Genomic DNA, 15,941 nt, shown 5'->3' on the forward strand with positions numbered 1-15,941 from the left:
GCAGCGGGGCCGACCCACCCCCGAAGCAGTGAAGAGGTTGGCCCAACGAAAGCTGCCGACGCGTACGTAGGCTTCCGGCACCGGTAGGAGGTGCCAGAAAAGGTTCGCCTTGCCCGCAGGACCCTTTGCGTCGTGCCAACGCAGGGGGCCCGGACGGACGGGCTAACTAGAGGGAAGCGACTGGGTTGCGGGTGAACGGCGAAGTATGTGTCGGAATGAAGGCATGGGTCAGGTACATTCCGTCAGCCGCTTCTACGGAGATGCAGCGCACTTTCTCGGATTCAACTTTCGTGACTGAGGTGATGTACAGCAGTCCCTGTGTCGGCCGAGTGGCCGTTGGCAGACGCTTGAGTTTGCGCGGCAGCCGGAAGACGGGCATGGACGTGGTGAAACTCATCCGGTGGCGTGTGCCGGTGACTTTCCTGTTCCCGTTCTTGTCGACGTAGCTGGCATTGGATGGAGTGCTCGTGCACTTGATGCCAAGGGAACGGATCAGCTCGAGGGCGTCAGCCGCAAGCCGAACGTGGCAGAGGCTGAGCTCGCAGGTTCCCTGGGCCGTTACGGTGCCGTCGGTGTCCATGAGTCCCTGCAGAATACCGAGCCGCTGGTTGAAGGACGCGCGGAGGTACTGGCTGGGAATGTGCTTATTGCCAAGCAGGTTCAGGGCACGAAACTTGTCAATCACGCCGATGATTCCGTAGTGCCCTGTTGCCGTGCGTGCGCGGATTTTGTAGCCGGCGGCCAAAATTTCGTCGAGAATCGGCTGGTCGAAGCAGGTGAGGGTCGGGCTGCTGGTGTGTCCGTCGCCGAGCCAGGCGCCGAGGACGTACGGGTCAATGATGGCCTCAATGTCATCACCGGCAATGGGCGCTGATAAGTCGACTGCCCAGTTGACTGCGTTCTCGGCAGACACCCGCACGGCTGCTGCTAGCTCTGCAGTCGTCTTGAGTTGGACGCGGGGTGCACGGTCCTTGCCAGCTTCGACATGGTCGGCATAGCGGATCAGAACCTCCCGGACAGGGAATGCCTCCACGGTCCTGACATTTTCTTTGCTAAACAGGATCACGGTGTGGGTGTCGCGGACGCTGCGGACGCCGGCCTTGGTCAGCCTCCGCACCATGGCCTTAACGTCTTGGGACGCAGGCACACCTAGTCCGCAGGCGAAGACAAGGTCCCGGGCGGTCATTAGGGAAGCCCCGACTGCATCGAACGCCCCGAGATCCATTCGTTCGGTGAAGGCATCGTTCTTTGTGGCGGCCAACTCGTGCAGAGCTCTCCGAGCGGCAGCCGAATCGAACCTCACGCGTCGGCGAGGCACGGATGCCGTTCCGGCAGGGCGCACAGCAACGTCCAGCTGAACAGACACCATTCCGGCCGCGCGGACGAACCGGAGCAGAACCGGGGCGCGAACGCCGCTGATGCGGGACATGTAGTTACCAGTTCCCATGGTGCCCGAAGATATGGCGGCGGCAATGCCGCGAAGCCGCTTAGCCTCCGCGGAGGCCCGGCGGTCGACGTCAGCCATCTTCCCGATATGAGTAACGGAGCCGTCGCGCTTGCGGGTGCTGCGAGACGAGACAGCCCAGAGATGACCGGCGTCGGCCCGCACGGTTTGCCCGTCGCTGAACACTAGTTCATACATGTTGCCGTTAACGACCTCCGAGAAAGCGGTAAGGTGCGTCGTTCCTCCGCTCGGAGTGAAGACCTGGTCGTCGACCTCGAGGTCGCGGTTTAGAGCCCAGCCTTCTGGGAACTTCTCTGAGACCGGAACTGGGAACGGCGCATTCAGAGGTTCCGCTCGCCCGCCGCTGGGCCTGTTCCCGAGAGCGCCGCCCGACAAGGGGGACGTAACCGGCAGGCACGCAGGGAACGGTTCGTTCGACCGGAGCAATTGGCCAGTCTTGGACTGGGGAACCGGCCCCGTTCTTTCAGCCAGCCGCTCGTAGGTGCGAATTAGTTGGCTCGACTCGTTCCGTGCTACCCATCGCGGCTTTACACCGGTTGGCTGCTGCTTCGGTTCACGTACGGGTTGGAAAACTCGGCGAATTACCCTTATTGATGACGATTTTCGAGACCGCATCTCGGAAAACTAGCGCGAGGAGAATCTCGAGGGGCGAATGTGACGCTGCCGCGGACAACAAGCACCGCCTGCACTCTTGTCCGCATATATCAGGCGTTGTTGCCGCGTAAGTGCGGAGCCGCGCAGTGGGTTCAGCGCCACCTTCACGACAGTGATCTGCTGGTTTCCGAGTGGGATTCGTCCGAGATTGCTTTTCCCGGACGAAACCTGGAATGTTACACAGCCGATACGGAGGTGCGACCCTCGGACGACGCGGATTTCCGCGCCCCCGAGGTCGGTGACCTGCTGGACGAAGCGCCCGGTGTGCCGCCTAAGCCGTTGCAATCATCGCTGCTGCCCGGTCGAGCAGGAACGGGCGGCCGTTGCGCAGCTCATTGTGCTTTGGACGACTCGGTAGTGCTTGGAGCGCCGCCTGGTAGAGCATCCATGCCTGGTCATCGGGGGAGTAGGTCACCCGATTTATGAAGCCGTACCGAACCAGATGACTGCGCATCTCGCGATAGAGCACGCCGAGGACGGAGAACTCGAAGCGGGAGTTGTCGCCACCGAACTGCTCCAGCGTCTTGAACCGGGCCGCGGCCCCGGCAAGAGTCCGTCCGACGATCTCTTGGCTGCCGGTAATGTCAGGGACCGTGGCGGAGGTGTTCACCTCCGCCGACGTGGCGGTGGCGGCCCTTGCTGTCTCGGCCAGCGAGGAGTACAGGTCATCGACCGAGCCGAAAGGCGCGGAAGCCAGGTCTGTGTTCCGTGCCCGGACCATGATCTCCTCGCTGATGGGCTCGCGGGTGAAGGTTACCCAATGGTCAAGCAGTATCTCGTACCAGCCGTGGGATTCTCTCAGGACTCTCTTACTGGCAGCCACACCGTGTTCGTAGAAGTTCTCCGGCAGTCCGGTGACGATGTGGTACCCGCGTCCGGACATAGACGTCTCGGCGTAAAGGATGCCGGGTAGTGCCAGCAGGTTGGCGGAGATCTCTGCGGGGCAACTGGCCTCAATGTCGATGACCAGGAGTCCATCGGTGGGGGCTCTCAGGTAGAAGGCTGCGTTCGCCGCCGCAGGCAGTAGCTGGGTCAGCTCACCGAGCGTGACCAGGCAGTTCTCATCGACCGCCCAAGCCCCACGAACACGGCCGCTTTCAAGCAGTGCCCTGGTGTCGATCGGCGCCTTGGCTTTCGCGTCGGTGTCATCACCCAGACGACCAGAGACCGTCCACCTTGGGAAGGTTTCCAGTAGACGGACGGCCGGATTCGTGTAAAAGTGCGGGAAACAGGCTCGAGGATCCATCGTCATGCTCATCAGTGTTGCTCCTGGGTGGCGGCGAGTCGGTCAGCGATCAGCACGTCGAATTCGGCAAAAGTGAGCCCCAGACGGTTGAGCTCGTCGAGGAGCCTCGTATCGATAGCCCTGGAACGCTCGAAGAGCGGGACGTATTCTCGCTTCCACGCAGGAGCGCTGCAGTGGGCGTTGGGGCAGGCGGTATTGGATCCCATGCGGAGGAGCGAGACATGGTCGTGCTCGCAGCCCGGGGTGGCTCCGTCGGCGCGGACCCGTGCCGTCCACGCTTCTACGTCAAGAGCCTGCATCTCTTGGACAAGCTGAACGGTCGCGATGTCGGCATCGGTGATCTGAGCCTCGGGCGGCACAAGCACCCATGTCTTGGGGCGTTTGCTGGCAGGATCAGGCTTGATCTCCTCAACCGTCCACCCTGATTTGCGGAGGTCGGGCGCGCACCGCCGCAGCTTTCCGCTGATGCCTCGGGCCTCGGGCCAGTATTTATCGTCGGCAGGACGCGGAAGAAGTCTGTGCAGCTCCTTGCCCGTGCCCACCCAGCGTTTGGTGATCGTCGTCGTGATCGCGCCGAGAAACCGGTCGGTGTCCACGATCTCCTCGGCGATGGATTCCTGGGCGCGCGTGTAGTGTTCCAGCGCCCGCGAGCCGGTGGCGAGGTCGAGCGCGGCAAGTACCTCCGCGAAATCAGCCATGCGTGGCTTCTCGGCCAGGTTCACGTTGGGAAGTTCGCTCAACGTCATCACGACGAGGTCGAGGAGGCCGCCAACCATTGAGGGGTATGCGTCGTTCCAAGCGGCATTCAGGTCCCGCTCCGAGCGACGTTCCGATGCCGGGATGACCCCAAGGTCACCCCAAACACAGCGCTCGGCCAAATCGCCGGCGAGAGAACCGACATCGATACCGGTAAATCCCAAGACAGCCTGAACACGAATGACGCGTGCGTCTGCGTCGGTGTAGAGGGCCCTGTCGACATCGGACTCGCCGGTCACACAGCGGCACAGGGCGTCCGACATCCAACGCGCAATGGAGGACACATTATCGAAGATTGTGGCGCGGGAGTGGTGGACCGCGTGCAGGAGACGGTCGGCGTCATTCGGTGGACGGCGAACGGGCGCTGCGGACGGATCGAAGAGAGAAAACATCCATCTTGCGCTGCTCGTCTTCGCGGTGCCTTGCTCGCCCAAAATGGCTAGGATCGGACACGGCAGCCCCACCAGCACATATGCCGACACCAGCCAGCCGATCATGAGCTGCCGGTCGGCTGCCCCGGGCATGTTGACGAACTTCCACAACTGGCCGAGGTCGCCCCCCGCTACCGGTGTCGGCAGGGGTGCCGTGAGGTTGGTTCGTCGGAACAACACCGGAATGTCGGCGTCGCCGTCGAGAATCTCCCAGCTCGCGGGCGTAACTCGGATGACCCGCTCGGTGATGTCGCCCATATCGACGTAGAACTCGGCGTCGTTGACACGGGCGATCCGGAGTGCGAGCGCCACAGGGTTTCCTTGTTTCTGCGCCTTGAATTCCAGCACCCCCATGGCCTCGGTCAGAGCGTTCTGCGACGCCGGCCGACCTGTGACCTCGCAGAAAAGGCCACCTAATTCTTGTCGGATAGAGGACTTGCTGCCGGTCAAAGGCTGGGCGATGTGGCCACGTTTGCGGACGCCGAACGGCTTGCCGTCAGTGTCGATTCCAAGGTCGTAGCAGTCTAGGGCCAGTTCGACGAGCTGCTGGGCAGCTGAATCTCTTTTGGAATTTGCGGCGGCTTTCGGTGGGGCTTGTAATTCGGTCTTGTTTTTTGACATGCTTAGCGTGGTCCTATCGAACTAGATACGAGCTGCAACTCGTAAGGTCAGATGTTGAGAATCTTTGAGAAGCCCCGGTAAGCCGGGGCTTTTCCTATTGGCAGGCGGAGGCCAGCAACTGGCCGAGTTCGGCTTTTTGCGCGGCGGTCAGGGGAGGGAAGTCATCGACGATCCGCTTGACGAGAGCGTCGAGATCGTCTTCAGCCGACCGGACTGCCGGGACGGCCGGCTTGGTCAGTAAGTGGAGATCTTCGCGTCGGATCTTGAAACGATTGCCGATCAGCACGGCGGGTACCTCGCCCCGGTGAATACGGGCGCGTATGGTCTGGGCGGCGCCGTAGCCAAGTGCAGAAACATTGCTAACTTCAAGCAGCTCCGGCTCGACGGACTTAGTGGAAATGGCAGACATTATGGGTGACACCTCGAAAGGTCGTGCGGTGCGCTTTACGCGTGGCCCAGGGCGGCGCTCTTCACGCCTTGGGCACGGCTGCGGGCGTCTCAGCTCCGCAGCGGCACGTTTGTCACCCACGCCGGCCAGCCATCGGTCGTGCGCTTGGGCCCCCGACATCGCAATCGTGGCCAGCACTGGGTCATGTCACCCAGCTGCCGCCGAGCTACCGGTCGTGCAACGGGACGATCGTTCGTGATCGTGTGCCCAGCATAGCGATTTAGTGCGATATATGCAATTACTTGGATCAGTGATGTACTTATCGCATTGAATCGATTGGGGATCTGGAGGAAATCGCATGACCACATCACCAGGCCAGACGTTCGCCCGTCGTCTTCGGGAGGAGAGAATCCGTGCCGGCCTCAGTCAGGCGGCACTGGCCGAACGGCTCAGTGAACTGCTCGACCAGAAAGTTGACACGAGCGCAGTCACCCGTATCGAAAAGCACGAGCGTGCGGTCAGGCTCGACGAGGCGGTGGTCATCGCGGAACTGCTTGACCTGCCATTGCCGGCAATGCTTCGCGACAGTGAGACCGTTGATGAGCAGGTGGCCGAACTTCAACGCGACCTCAGTCTGGAGCAGTGGCGGGCGAGCCAGGCCGAGGCGGAACTTCAGCAGGCACAGGAGTCGATGGCGGCAATCCGCCGTCTGATCGCCGAGCTTGAAGAGTCGCGTCCGCAGTGATCCCTCAGGCATCGGTTCGACACGAGCGGCGCATGCCGTCATCAGTCGGATGAAAAGGGGCGTGCGGGCCCGGCGGAACTGCGGAACTTATCCCACTGCCTCTCGGATATCCTCTACACGACTTATTTCCCTCTTGGGTAACAAAAGAGAAGTGGTGGGGTTCCATCCGCAGTTCCGCATTATTCGGAGAAGCCACCCGTTATTTCGGGGCAGAAGGGCCGCGGAAGTCCATTGCGGAACTTTGTCGACCTGGATGCGGAAACCTTCCGAAGCGTGTTCCGCAAAGCATTCCGCTCCTCAGTGGAACGCCGACGCAATGACGTCTCGCCATCCTCGTACGACAAGTCTGGGGCTCGGTTCTCCATTGCCAAGCGACAAGCCGGCGGGCGAAGTTCGACAATGCATGGCTTTGGAGCTTGCGGTCTGCCCCAAGTGCTTCGTCCGCCGCGACCTGGAGAGGGACGTCGCGCGGCAATACCTCCGGGAAAGTTTATGCACCGCTCCGTGTGAATACCTCCGGATGGTGTGGTTCAGTTCACCTCAAACCCCAGAAGCGGCACCACGACGAACTACTCGCACAACGTCCCGCGGGAAGACAGTCAACCTCGCTTCGTCGTGATCGCCTTGGCTCCGTTCTATCATCGGGCCGACATTGTTGGTTCACTGACAAGAACGGAACTGATTGCACGAGCGCACGGGAGGACGCGTGGCTACGAACGAGGAAGTTCGCCTCAGGTTCCAGCGCATCAGCTACTGGGCCCTTCCTATAGTGGCCTTCGAATTCGTTGCGAGCATCCTGAGCCTCATGGGCATCGACTCCGAGCCGTGGCTCTGGATTCGAACGATCATCCTGGCGATCGCGGTGACGCTACTCTGCGTTCAGGTGACCCGGTTTACGTTGTGGCAGCGCGATGAGTACTGGCGGGAGCGCGGCAAGGACCCCAAGCACCCGGAACTGCCGGGTACGACGGACGGCTCCTGAGGTTTTCAGAATTAGTCCCACCCTGACGGACGCAGTGGGAGACGTTCAGTAGTCTTGGTTATCTGGACGGCACTTTGCAATACGGATCGGGGCAACACGATGGATGGAGATCGCACGGTCTTCATTGTTGCGTTTCCCGAGGCGAGGAAATTCAGGGTTGTCAGGATCATCTCGGGGGTTTGCTTCCTCCTGGTCTGGTTCCAGTCGGGTGTCGCCTTGTTCGGGACAGCGGAACTTCCTAAGTGGCCAGTGTTCATCGTCGCGGGACTCGCGTTGGTCCTCGCCTTCGGGTTGACCATGTATGAGAGACGGAAGTGGAAGGGGCTTGCCCTTGTCATCAACCGCAGATTCGCAGAAGAGTTCACAGCACACACCGGGTACGACTATCCGCAGGACGTGGACATCTTGAGGGTCGAACGATCCATCGCTGTCCGAAGGCCTGACGGGGCCGTCTTGCTTTGGGGCGTAAGCCGCTCCAAGGTTGGATTCACGGTGTTTCCAATGTCCTGAGAACAGCAGTATCCCGAGCTGAAGCGCCACAAGGTGACGAGGCGCCCTTCAGGGAATCCTGATGAAATCTGGTCCGGCTTGGGCTGGCTACATTGCAAAGATAGCCATGCAAAGCCAAAGGACTGCCATGACCATGTACATGAATCCCACGCCTTTGAGCGTTGGTACGTCGGCAAAGGTGAAGTGCTCTGGGGAGAGGCCCCGGCTTTCCTTGTACATGCGGGGCCATGAACTTGCCGCGCCGTTGATGTCTCGGAAGATGCAAAATCCGAAAGCAAAAAGGGACACACCGCCGCGCCAAAAGCGATACGAGATGGCCAAAACTGCCTCGTAAGCACATAGAACACCAGGCCTGCGATGAAGAATGAAGGGATCAGCCACGACAATGCGCGAGCGGGCTGTGGCATCTCAGTGACGACGCGCTTGGTCAACCGCATAGTTTTCATGACGCCCCCAGATCCCGACAGTTTGCCGATGCGCTGCATTCCTGTGCAAGCAGAATAGACCCACCCCGGTGGCCAGAGCCTGCCGATGCGCGTTCAGCCCGCATATTGTCCGGTCCTCAGAACCATGACCGGCGCCGGGCGGCGCCCCGGTATTCGAGTTCGGAGCTGAAGAACAGATACTGCGGGTCAATTACTGGCAAGGCAGGCTCCTCGGAAAAAGTGTCGCTGCTGGTTCAACCGGAGTCTATGGGGGAGTGGATGAGGGCGGCTTCGAATTTTCAAGAATTGCCTGGGATGTCGGGAGGGACCAACTGCCCGCTCAACTTTAGGATTGGAGGTCAGCTCTTCGCAATCACCATTTGGGGATCCATGAAAATCAGCTATGCTCTTGCGCTGTTCACAGCTTCAGCGCTCATTCTCTCCGGCTGCTCCAGCAGTGCCCAGGCCGTATCCCAACCCACACCGCCCCAGACAGCCGCACCTTCGTTCTCCGTGGCACCAGCCCAGACTGCTTCGCCCACGCCCTCTCCCAGCGCCAGTCTTGTGATAAATTCCCACGGCAACGCTGTCAAGAAAGTCGGAGAGCTTGCCGGGGCAGGAGGGACAACGTTCGCGAACGACAGTCTGAAGTTCAAGGTCACGTCGATCGAGCCAATCAGCTGTGATGCCCCGTACTCGACCCGGCCGGCCGGAACAGCTTTGGCCGTGGCGATCGAGGTCGAAACCACCCCCAATTTCAAGGGTGGCGTGACTATGAATAGCGAGTCCGGGCTGACCAGCTTTATGGCTGCCTACTGGAAGGGCTATGCCTCCAACGGAACCCGCATGAACAAAGTAGACACCCCTGCGGTCCAGAGTTGTGTAGCGGACCAGAGCCGGCTCCTGCCGGACACCATCGGTAGAGGCGAAAAGGTCGCCGGCATCGTGATCCTTGAAGTCACGACACCGACCGGCACAATCGCCTACGACGGCGCCGGCATGACCAGTGGCGGATGGGAATGGGACTATCCGGCCAAGTAGCCGGATCTGTCCCGAGCAGGGCCCGGCAACTAGCCCGGCCCTGCTTTGACAAGCCAATATGATGTGAATGCGCCGAACTTGCGGCCAACGGTGAATATTGGGGAAGTACGATGACGGATCATCTCGAAGGCGAGCCTGTGGCAAACGATCCTCAGCCGGCAGCGCGCAGGAGGAAGCGCATCTTCCTGATTCTTGCCCTGGCCTTGGTGTTGGTGGCTGGCTCCGGGGCCGCATGGTGGTTCAGTGCCGGGCTTCCCGCTGCCCAGGCTTCGGATGCCCGGGCGTCTGAGCAGGCGTCCAAGGATGCAGCCGCCAAAAAGAAAAAGGAAGACGCAGACGCGTTCTGGGCGAAGGTCCAGGCCGACAACACCAAGCTTTACGACAAGCAGCGCAGTGATGCCGCGGCCTTCAATGCTTCCCAAGCCGCCGACCAGGCGGCTCAACAGGCCGGGACCTCCGAATCAATCCGGACCCAGATGGAAGCCCAGGGCTGGACCCGTTTCTCCGGTCCTTATTACTACCAGTTCGCGGCCAAGACCGAGTACACCTGCAGCTACCTGAAGTGCTCCGTCGTACATGTGACCACCATGGCGGCCGCTGGCTGCCCCGGCGGGCTGTATGTGGCAGCCAGCATTGAGCACGGTTCCTCGTCGTTGGGCCTCGCAAACAGCATCACCGCTCCGCTGGCCCAAGGCAAGGACGCCATCGTGAAACTCGATGACGCTACGGGCCAAGGTGACGGGTTTCGCCTGGCTGACATTCACTGCCTCTAACCGATTCCTGGCTGGTCAGGCAAGGAATGGGCTGTTTCTGTGTAGCATGACATCCAGTGACGGTGATGCGTCCGGTTGCCTGTGGGGAGGGTTTGAATGGCCGAGGTGAAGTTCGTTCCACATAGCCAATGGGACCCGCTGGCTGTCCAGCCGCCGGCGGGGAAGTGGCTGATCCGGGCCGTTCCTTTCATCAAGGTGATCCTGGCAGCGTTGGGGGTTGGAGCACCCCTGGCACTGATCGACGCCGCGACCGGCTATGCCTTCCCGACGTGGATACCTTTGGTGCCCCTCTGGCTTGCCATCGCGCTGTGCGCCGTGGGCGTGGTGATCGCCGTCCTCGCGATCCGCCCCTACTACGCCGAGCGGAAATTCGGCTACAAAACGTGGCCAGAAAGAAGCGCCGCACTAGGGCCAGGCCGCAGATGAACGAGCTCACGAAGTCCGAGAGCCGACTCGGTGCAGCGGAATCCCCGGGAGGCACACGTGCTTCACACCATTAAGGACCAGGGCGGCGGCGAGGTCCCCACCGCGCCATGGGATCCGGCGGTCCGGTACCCCATGCTCCACGGTTTCAGCGCCGCAGCCTGGCAGCGGACCTCCATAATGAGTTTCCTGACGCTCGTAGGCGCAGTCGTCCTCATGGTTGGTGTTGCGATCGCCAGCAACAATGACGGCGGGGTCAAGAACGTCGCCCTCGTGTTTTACGGGATCTTCGTGCTCGCAGGATTGACCGCGGCCGTGTCGGGTGCGGCCTCTACTTACAAGGCGCGCAGGGAGTACCGGCACGGCTACACGACCCTGCAGAGCTTTTCCAAATATGGCATGTACTACCGGACGCTCCCTCAACTCGACCCGCATTCCGGCGTGCAAGTCAGGGCCGCCGGGGAACCGAAGCTTGCTCAGTCGGAGCTCACCCAGCGCTGGGCCGCTTCCCGCGCCCGACACCCCCGTCCGGACCGGATGTCCCGACACGACGCAGCCGAGGCGGCCTCGACGGCCAGAAGAATCAATGAGGCAAACCTGGATCTGGTGAGGGCGAAATCAACCCGTGCCCGACTCGTCAACAGATTCGGTGCTGCCGCCGGGAATATGCGCGCGGACGCCCGGAAGTACACGTTCGTGGGCCTCCTGACTGCCGGCGGTGGGGGCCCGGCGTTGATTTTCGGCCTCATGGGTGTGTCCCTTGGAAAACCCGTCTGGACGCTTCCTGCGATTGTTCAAGGTTCCGTCGTTGCCGTGCTCCTGCTGATCGGCCGGCGGAAGAATGCGCTCGCTGCGCGGCTTGCGGCGGAGTTTCTAGGAGTGGCCATCAAGGACGTTCCACCGTGGACGAGCATCGGCGCACCTGGTTCCCCATTCTCGCAGGATCACGGACTGAGCAGCTCGACGGCTCCTATGAAGAGTATTTCGCGACCGTCCGATTGATCGCCTGACCAAGGCGGCGGGTCCCGAATCCAGACGTGTTCCATCGGGCCCTCTTCGGATTGGCGTCTATCCGTCGCAATCCCTTGGACGGATCATTTTGATTGCTCTGGCGGTCCCGAAACGGCGGACCGGAAACAGAGATCAGAAGGATGACCGGTCGGTTTCCTGAGCCTTCAGTTCGGCGATCAAGGCGTCAATCCTATGGGCACGACGAATCGACCAGAGCGGCACCCAGATCCCCAGACCGACGAATAGAACCGTCGCAACCCACCAGGACCAAACCGACGGTTCCGTTACGATCAGGAAGACGCAGAGGGCCGTGAAGAGTGCAAATTCGATAGGGCCTACCCATACCATGCGCCGCTCGGTGCGTTTCTTGCGATCAAGCAATGGAAGCCAGATCTCGGGCTCGGCACCCTCCGGCAGCCTGCCCTCCCTTACGGCCATCTCTATGGCCCTTGAGGTGCTCGGACCGCCGTATTTCGCCTGCTGGCGACGGAAAATTAGAGCCATGAATCCGCCGTAAAAAATCCCCCCGACCACGGCACCTACCAGCAAGCCCCAACTGGCTCCACTTGGACGAATGGCAGCTTGAATTCCGAACCAACCTAGCGTCCAGAACACAGCCAAGATGGTCGCCAGCGTCCACCATGATCGCTTTCCTAACCAGTCCTGCCACTTCTTCAGCATCGACCCTCCCACAGCTTGCGGCCGCCCCCAGGGTGTTCTAGACATCCTAGCCTCACCGCTGCCAAACGATCGCAGGATCTCGCTTCAGTTATCGTCGTGGTCGGGTTCCAACGGAAGACCCGCGGCGACGCGTCGCTGGTCCTCCTTGTGCTCTTTGCGGACCAGCCTGAGTCGAAGCAATCCCTTCACCTTCAGGGCCCCCGCCACAAGCATCAAAGCTGCCATCAATGCGATAGCCCAATATGTGCTCGGGTCGCTGGCCTTGGGTTGGAACACCACGAGCACGACGATGACGAGGAGCAATGTGAAGTTGGAGACAGCCATCGGACCGAACATCGAGTAGACGGCTTGCCACGTGTTCCTGCTGGTCGTCGGCCCGTGCGCTTTCCGGGTCACGTCAGCGGCCCTCCCGATTCGTCTGGCGGCAAAGCGGACAACATCCGCAGCAGTGGCCCATTTCGGATTTTCAGCCTATTTCCCGGCCAGTTCCGGTGGCCGGTGGCGGAGGGTTTTGGTGATGGAGAGTTTGCTGGAGTACTGGATGGAGCCATACCGGAAAAGGTGGACGGCCAGGCGCAGGACGAGGATGCCCAGGATGAACAGCTCCGCGATGACGATGATCGCTTCAGGCGTGGAGAGTGTTCCGAACCCGTTGCGGAGCATGGCGGTCACCGGTGCCGAGAGCGGGAAGTAGGTGAAGGCCTGCACGGCGGGGGAGTGCGGGGCGGACAGGATGAGGCTGATCGCGTAGAACGGGACGAAAATCAGGGCCATGAGCGGTCCGAACACGACTCCGGCTTCCTTGGCGGTGGGCATGACAGCGCCGATGGCGACGAGCACGGCGGTGAACAGGGTGAACCCGCCCAGCAGGAGCAGGGCCCCGGTGATCAGGGGGCCGGGTTCGAAGACCAGAGAGCTCAGGTCGACCTCGGGCAGGGCGAGCCGGTCCCGGAAGAAGGTGTAGCCGATGATGATCGGGGTGAGGAACACCCCGATCTGCACAAGCCCGACGAGGAAGAGCGAGATGATTTTCCCGACGATCAGGGTTGTCGGGTTCAAGGTGGTGAGGATCATTTCGGTGACCCGGTTTTCCTTCTCTTCCAAGGTGCTGTTGAGCATCTGGCTGGAGAGCAGGATGAGGCTGACGTAGAAGACGAGCAGGAACATCAGCGGCGGGATGGCCGTGCCGAGTCCGCCGGAGACGGCCCCGTTGCGGAAAGTCTCTGTGGTGACGGTGACGTTTCCCCCGACGGCGGCGCTCAGCTCCGGGGAAGCGATCCTAGATTGTGCCGAGAGGGTGAGCAGCTGCTTCGCGACGGCTTCGTAGGTGTTGTTCGCGAAGATGCCTTTGTCGGCGCCGTAGACCTTCACGGGTTCTTTGGCGGGGTTCGCCGGGTAGGCGAAGTAGGCGTCGATGCGGCCGGCTTTCACGTCGTCCAGCGCGGTGCCCGGGTCGGCTGCTTTCGTGCCGCCCATGATGGAGGCGGCCTTGTCGGGGATGATCCCTGACGCGTCCGTGTAGGTGAAGGTGAGCGCGGTGTTCTTTTGCGCCTCGGCGGTGGCCCGGGTGGAGGAGTTGCTGGCGAATACCAAGCCGAAGATGATGGCCATGACCACCGGGATCGCGAGGGTCGCGATCCAGAACCGGCGTTTCTTGATCGTGCGGATGAACTCAAAGCTGACGACCGTCCCGAGGTTGTGCCGGCCCAGGAACGAAGACTTGGTAGAGGTTGCAGTCATGTCAGGCCACCGCCGTTTCTTTGCTGCCGTAGACGCGGATGAAGATTTCCTCCAGGGAGACCCGCTCGGCGGTGAAGCTGCGGACGGCCACGCCGGCGTTGATGAGCTCCCGAAGCACCGCGGTCTCATCGGCGCCGAGCTGCGGGGCCAGGTCGGCGCTACCCTCGCCGCTGGCCGTGACCTCGTATAGCTCCGATGTTGGGATGACCCCGGAAAAGGCGATCCGGTAGACGGTGCCGCCGAATTGCTCCTGGACCTCCGAGACGGTGCCGTAAGCGCGGGATATTCCATCCTTGAGCAGGATCACCCGGTCGCAGAGGCGTTCAACTTCCTCCATCTGGTGGGTGACCATGATGACCGTGGAACCTGCGAGTTTCTGTTCTTCGATGATGTCCATCAACATGCGCCGGTTCACCGGGTCGAAGCCCTTGGTGGGTTCGTCAAGGATCAACAGCTCGGGCTCGTTCATGATGGTCACGCCCAGCTGGATCTTCTGCTGCTCCCCGCCGGAGAGCTTGTCCAGCCTGGTCCCGGCTTTGTCTGCAAGCTCTACTCGCTCCAGATACTCGAGGGACCAGGCGCGGGCCTGCGCTTTGCCGAGGCCCTTGAGCCTGCCGAAGTACGCCATGACGTCCAGGACCTGTTCCTTCTTGTACAGGCCGCGTTCCTCCGGAAGGTACCCGAGCCGGATCCCGTCGCGGGGATCGAAGGTCTTCCCACCGATGTGCAGGGTCCCGGCGGTCGGCTGGTAGATGCCCAGCAGCGCCCGAAGAGTCGTCGTCTTGCCAGAGCCGTTGCTGCCCAGGAAACCGAACGTCTCCCCGGCCCTCACATCGAAGGACAGGTCCTTGATGACCCGGGTTTCCCCGAAGTCCATCCTGAAATCTTTGATGTGCACCAACGGCTCAACAGCCGCACCCCCAGCAGTCATGCCAACACCCTATATAAATTCCTGGGAGTTTCGCGTCACGATTCCCTTCGAACCCATACTGTTCCGTTAGGAGCGGTATATCGACAAGCAGATGGATGTCCCTGTGTCCGGCATCGACGGCCATTAGTCTGAATTAACAACATCGGAGTTGGCTTCACGGGGATGTCATTGCTCAAGCATCATAAGGATCCGTGTCATTTCAACCCAGCCCTTCGAACCCGAAACGGGGCCGCATCGATGTCTCGATTCGAACGGCTTATTAGGCCGCGAAGGCGGCATCGGCGAGATGCTCGGGCGACACTTACCGGTCCAACAATGGCAACAGTCACTGGGTCCATGATGCGGAGAAGCCGCAAGTCGGGACAGTTTACCGGAGAGGGATCACCGGTGGAGAAGCGCTGGATTATTGATCGCCTTCTGCGGTGTCGGTCCGGCGGTCGTCCGGGTCGGTAGTCAGTGCGACTGGTAACGGCAACCCATACTTTTCGGACAGGAATCGGATCTGGCAGTACCGTTGGGCATCAGAGGCCACATTTCCGAGGATCGTGGAGTTCATGCCACCAATGAGGACCCCCAGAAACGGGACGACCTTGGCTACGTTTTTACGGGAACCGTGGAGCCGGCTGGACCTAGCTGCTGCATCAACTTCTCCAGAGCAGCCAGGAGGCGATGGTCTGCGCGGAGCTTGTCGGACAACCGCACGCGTCCCTTGATCTCGTCGGCTGCGCGAGCGACGTCACGCAAAGGCTCTGCTTTGGCTGCCTGTGCCATGAAGGACCGGCGGACCAGGCGTTGGATGAAGATCTGTTCATCGGGGTCCTTGGCGTCGTAGCCGTACGCGTACCCTATGCGCGCTGCGATCGACGCGCTCAGTACCTGGATGACGAGGATGTCCGCCGTCATCGCGATTGGGATGCCGACGACAGGAACTAGAGCCAGGAATCCCATGGCGCCGCCCTCGACTGCGCCGGCGGTCCGCCACGTGAGGGTGTTAAGAGTCAGTAACCGGTCGCAGACCTTGAGGTCCTTCGCCAGCTCACCGGCTTGCGGAGATCCGGCGGGTATCATCGGGCCATGGTGTCCCAGCGCGCAAGCTACGTCGATGCAGGCTTCCTTCT

The 15,941-nt window shown here is 61.3% G+C and carries 16 protein-coding genes; 7 read left to right on the forward strand and 9 right to left on the reverse strand.

What is annotated here, in order from left to right; genetic code table 11:
* Nucleotides 1–166: 166 nt before the first annotated feature.
* The 4 genes from ACSBOX_RS05810 to ACSBOX_RS05825 all read right to left on the reverse strand — a co-directional run bounded on the left by ACSBOX_RS05810 (nucleotide 167) and on the right by ACSBOX_RS05825 (nucleotide 5,582).
* Entirely contained in the window at nucleotides 167–1,642 is a 1,476-nt protein-coding gene (locus tag ACSBOX_RS05810) for a hypothetical protein (protein WP_442545190.1), read from the reverse strand.
* A 748-nt stretch (nucleotides 1,643–2,390) separates the two neighbouring features.
* Nucleotides 2,391–3,377: a hypothetical protein gene (locus tag ACSBOX_RS05815; RefSeq protein WP_442545191.1), complete on the reverse strand. Its 987-nt coding sequence runs from the start codon at nucleotides 3,375–3,377 to the stop codon at nucleotides 2,391–2,393.
* On the reverse strand, nucleotides 3,377–5,173 hold the full coding sequence (locus ACSBOX_RS05820) for a hypothetical protein (RefSeq protein WP_442545192.1): 1,797 nt from the start codon (nucleotides 5,171–5,173) through the stop codon (nucleotides 3,377–3,379). Before ACSBOX_RS05820 ends, ACSBOX_RS05815 begins: the two co-directional genes overlap by 1 nt.
* A 94-nt stretch (nucleotides 5,174–5,267) precedes the next feature.
* On the reverse strand, nucleotides 5,268–5,582 hold the full coding sequence (locus ACSBOX_RS05825; protein WP_442545193.1) for a hypothetical protein: 315 nt from the start codon (nucleotides 5,580–5,582) through the stop codon (nucleotides 5,268–5,270).
* A gap of 337 nt (nucleotides 5,583–5,919) precedes the next feature.
* Here ACSBOX_RS05825 and ACSBOX_RS05830 point away from each other — a divergent pair, with 337 nt between their 5' ends.
* The 7 genes from ACSBOX_RS05830 (at nucleotide 5,920) to ACSBOX_RS05860 (ending at nucleotide 11,462) form a co-directional block, all read left to right on the forward strand.
* Nucleotides 5,920–6,306, forward strand: a complete 387-nt coding sequence (locus ACSBOX_RS05830) for a helix-turn-helix transcriptional regulator (RefSeq protein ID WP_442545194.1) — start codon at nucleotides 5,920–5,922, stop codon at nucleotides 6,304–6,306.
* Nucleotides 6,307–7,012: 706 nt separating this feature from the next.
* Nucleotides 7,013–7,288 (forward strand): hypothetical protein, encoded by a 276-nt coding sequence (locus ACSBOX_RS05835; protein ID WP_442545195.1) that lies wholly within the window; start codon nucleotides 7,013–7,015, stop codon nucleotides 7,286–7,288.
* Between the two features lie 99 nt (nucleotides 7,289–7,387).
* Nucleotides 7,388–7,798, forward strand: coding sequence for a hypothetical protein (locus tag ACSBOX_RS05840; protein ID WP_442545196.1), 411 nt, complete (start codon nucleotides 7,388–7,390; stop codon nucleotides 7,796–7,798).
* An 815-nt stretch (nucleotides 7,799–8,613) separates the two neighbouring features.
* Nucleotides 8,614–9,264: a hypothetical protein gene (locus ACSBOX_RS05845; protein ID WP_442545197.1), complete on the forward strand. Its 651-nt coding sequence runs from the start codon at nucleotides 8,614–8,616 to the stop codon at nucleotides 9,262–9,264.
* A gap of 137 nt (nucleotides 9,265–9,401) precedes the next feature.
* Complete coding sequence (locus ACSBOX_RS05850; protein ID WP_442545198.1) at nucleotides 9,402–10,037, forward strand: hypothetical protein; 636 nt, start codon at nucleotides 9,402–9,404, stop codon at nucleotides 10,035–10,037.
* Nucleotides 10,038–10,133: 96 nt separating this feature from the next.
* Entirely contained in the window at nucleotides 10,134–10,463 is a 330-nt protein-coding gene (locus ACSBOX_RS05855; protein ID WP_442545199.1) for a hypothetical protein, read from the forward strand.
* Nucleotides 10,464–10,520: 57 nt separating this feature from the next.
* On the forward strand, nucleotides 10,521–11,462 hold the full coding sequence (locus ACSBOX_RS05860; protein ID WP_442545200.1) for a hypothetical protein: 942 nt from the start codon (nucleotides 10,521–10,523) through the stop codon (nucleotides 11,460–11,462).
* Nucleotides 11,463–11,603: 141 nt separating this feature from the next.
* Here the strand turns inward: ACSBOX_RS05860 and ACSBOX_RS05865 are convergent, their stop codons facing one another.
* From ACSBOX_RS05865 to ACSBOX_RS05885, 5 genes are all read right to left on the reverse strand, one after another.
* Complete coding sequence (locus ACSBOX_RS05865; RefSeq protein WP_442545201.1) at nucleotides 11,604–12,152, reverse strand: hypothetical protein; 549 nt, start codon at nucleotides 12,150–12,152, stop codon at nucleotides 11,604–11,606.
* Nucleotides 12,153–12,236: 84 nt separating this feature from the next.
* Nucleotides 12,237–12,548, reverse strand: coding sequence for a hypothetical protein (locus ACSBOX_RS05870; protein ID WP_442545202.1), 312 nt, complete (start codon nucleotides 12,546–12,548; stop codon nucleotides 12,237–12,239).
* Nucleotides 12,549–12,623: 75 nt separating this feature from the next.
* Nucleotides 12,624–13,892 (reverse strand): ABC transporter permease, encoded by a 1,269-nt coding sequence (locus tag ACSBOX_RS05875; RefSeq protein WP_442545203.1) that lies wholly within the window; start codon nucleotides 13,890–13,892, stop codon nucleotides 12,624–12,626.
* A 1-nt stretch (nucleotide 13,893) separates the two neighbouring features.
* The gene (locus tag ACSBOX_RS05880) at nucleotides 13,894–14,823 is read right to left on the reverse strand and encodes an ABC transporter ATP-binding protein (protein ID WP_442545204.1); all 930 of its coding nucleotides are present in this window, start codon (nucleotides 14,821–14,823) and stop codon (nucleotides 13,894–13,896) included.
* Between the two features lie 594 nt (nucleotides 14,824–15,417).
* Nucleotides 15,418–15,891, reverse strand: a complete 474-nt coding sequence (locus ACSBOX_RS05885; RefSeq protein WP_442545205.1) for an EcsC family protein — start codon at nucleotides 15,889–15,891, stop codon at nucleotides 15,418–15,420.
* Nucleotides 15,892–15,941 lie beyond the last annotated feature (50 nt).

It is taken from the genome of Arthrobacter sp. KN11-1C (assembly GCF_052180225.1).
In the GTDB taxonomy this organism is placed as follows: Bacteria; Actinomycetota; Actinomycetes; order Actinomycetales; family Micrococcaceae; genus Arthrobacter.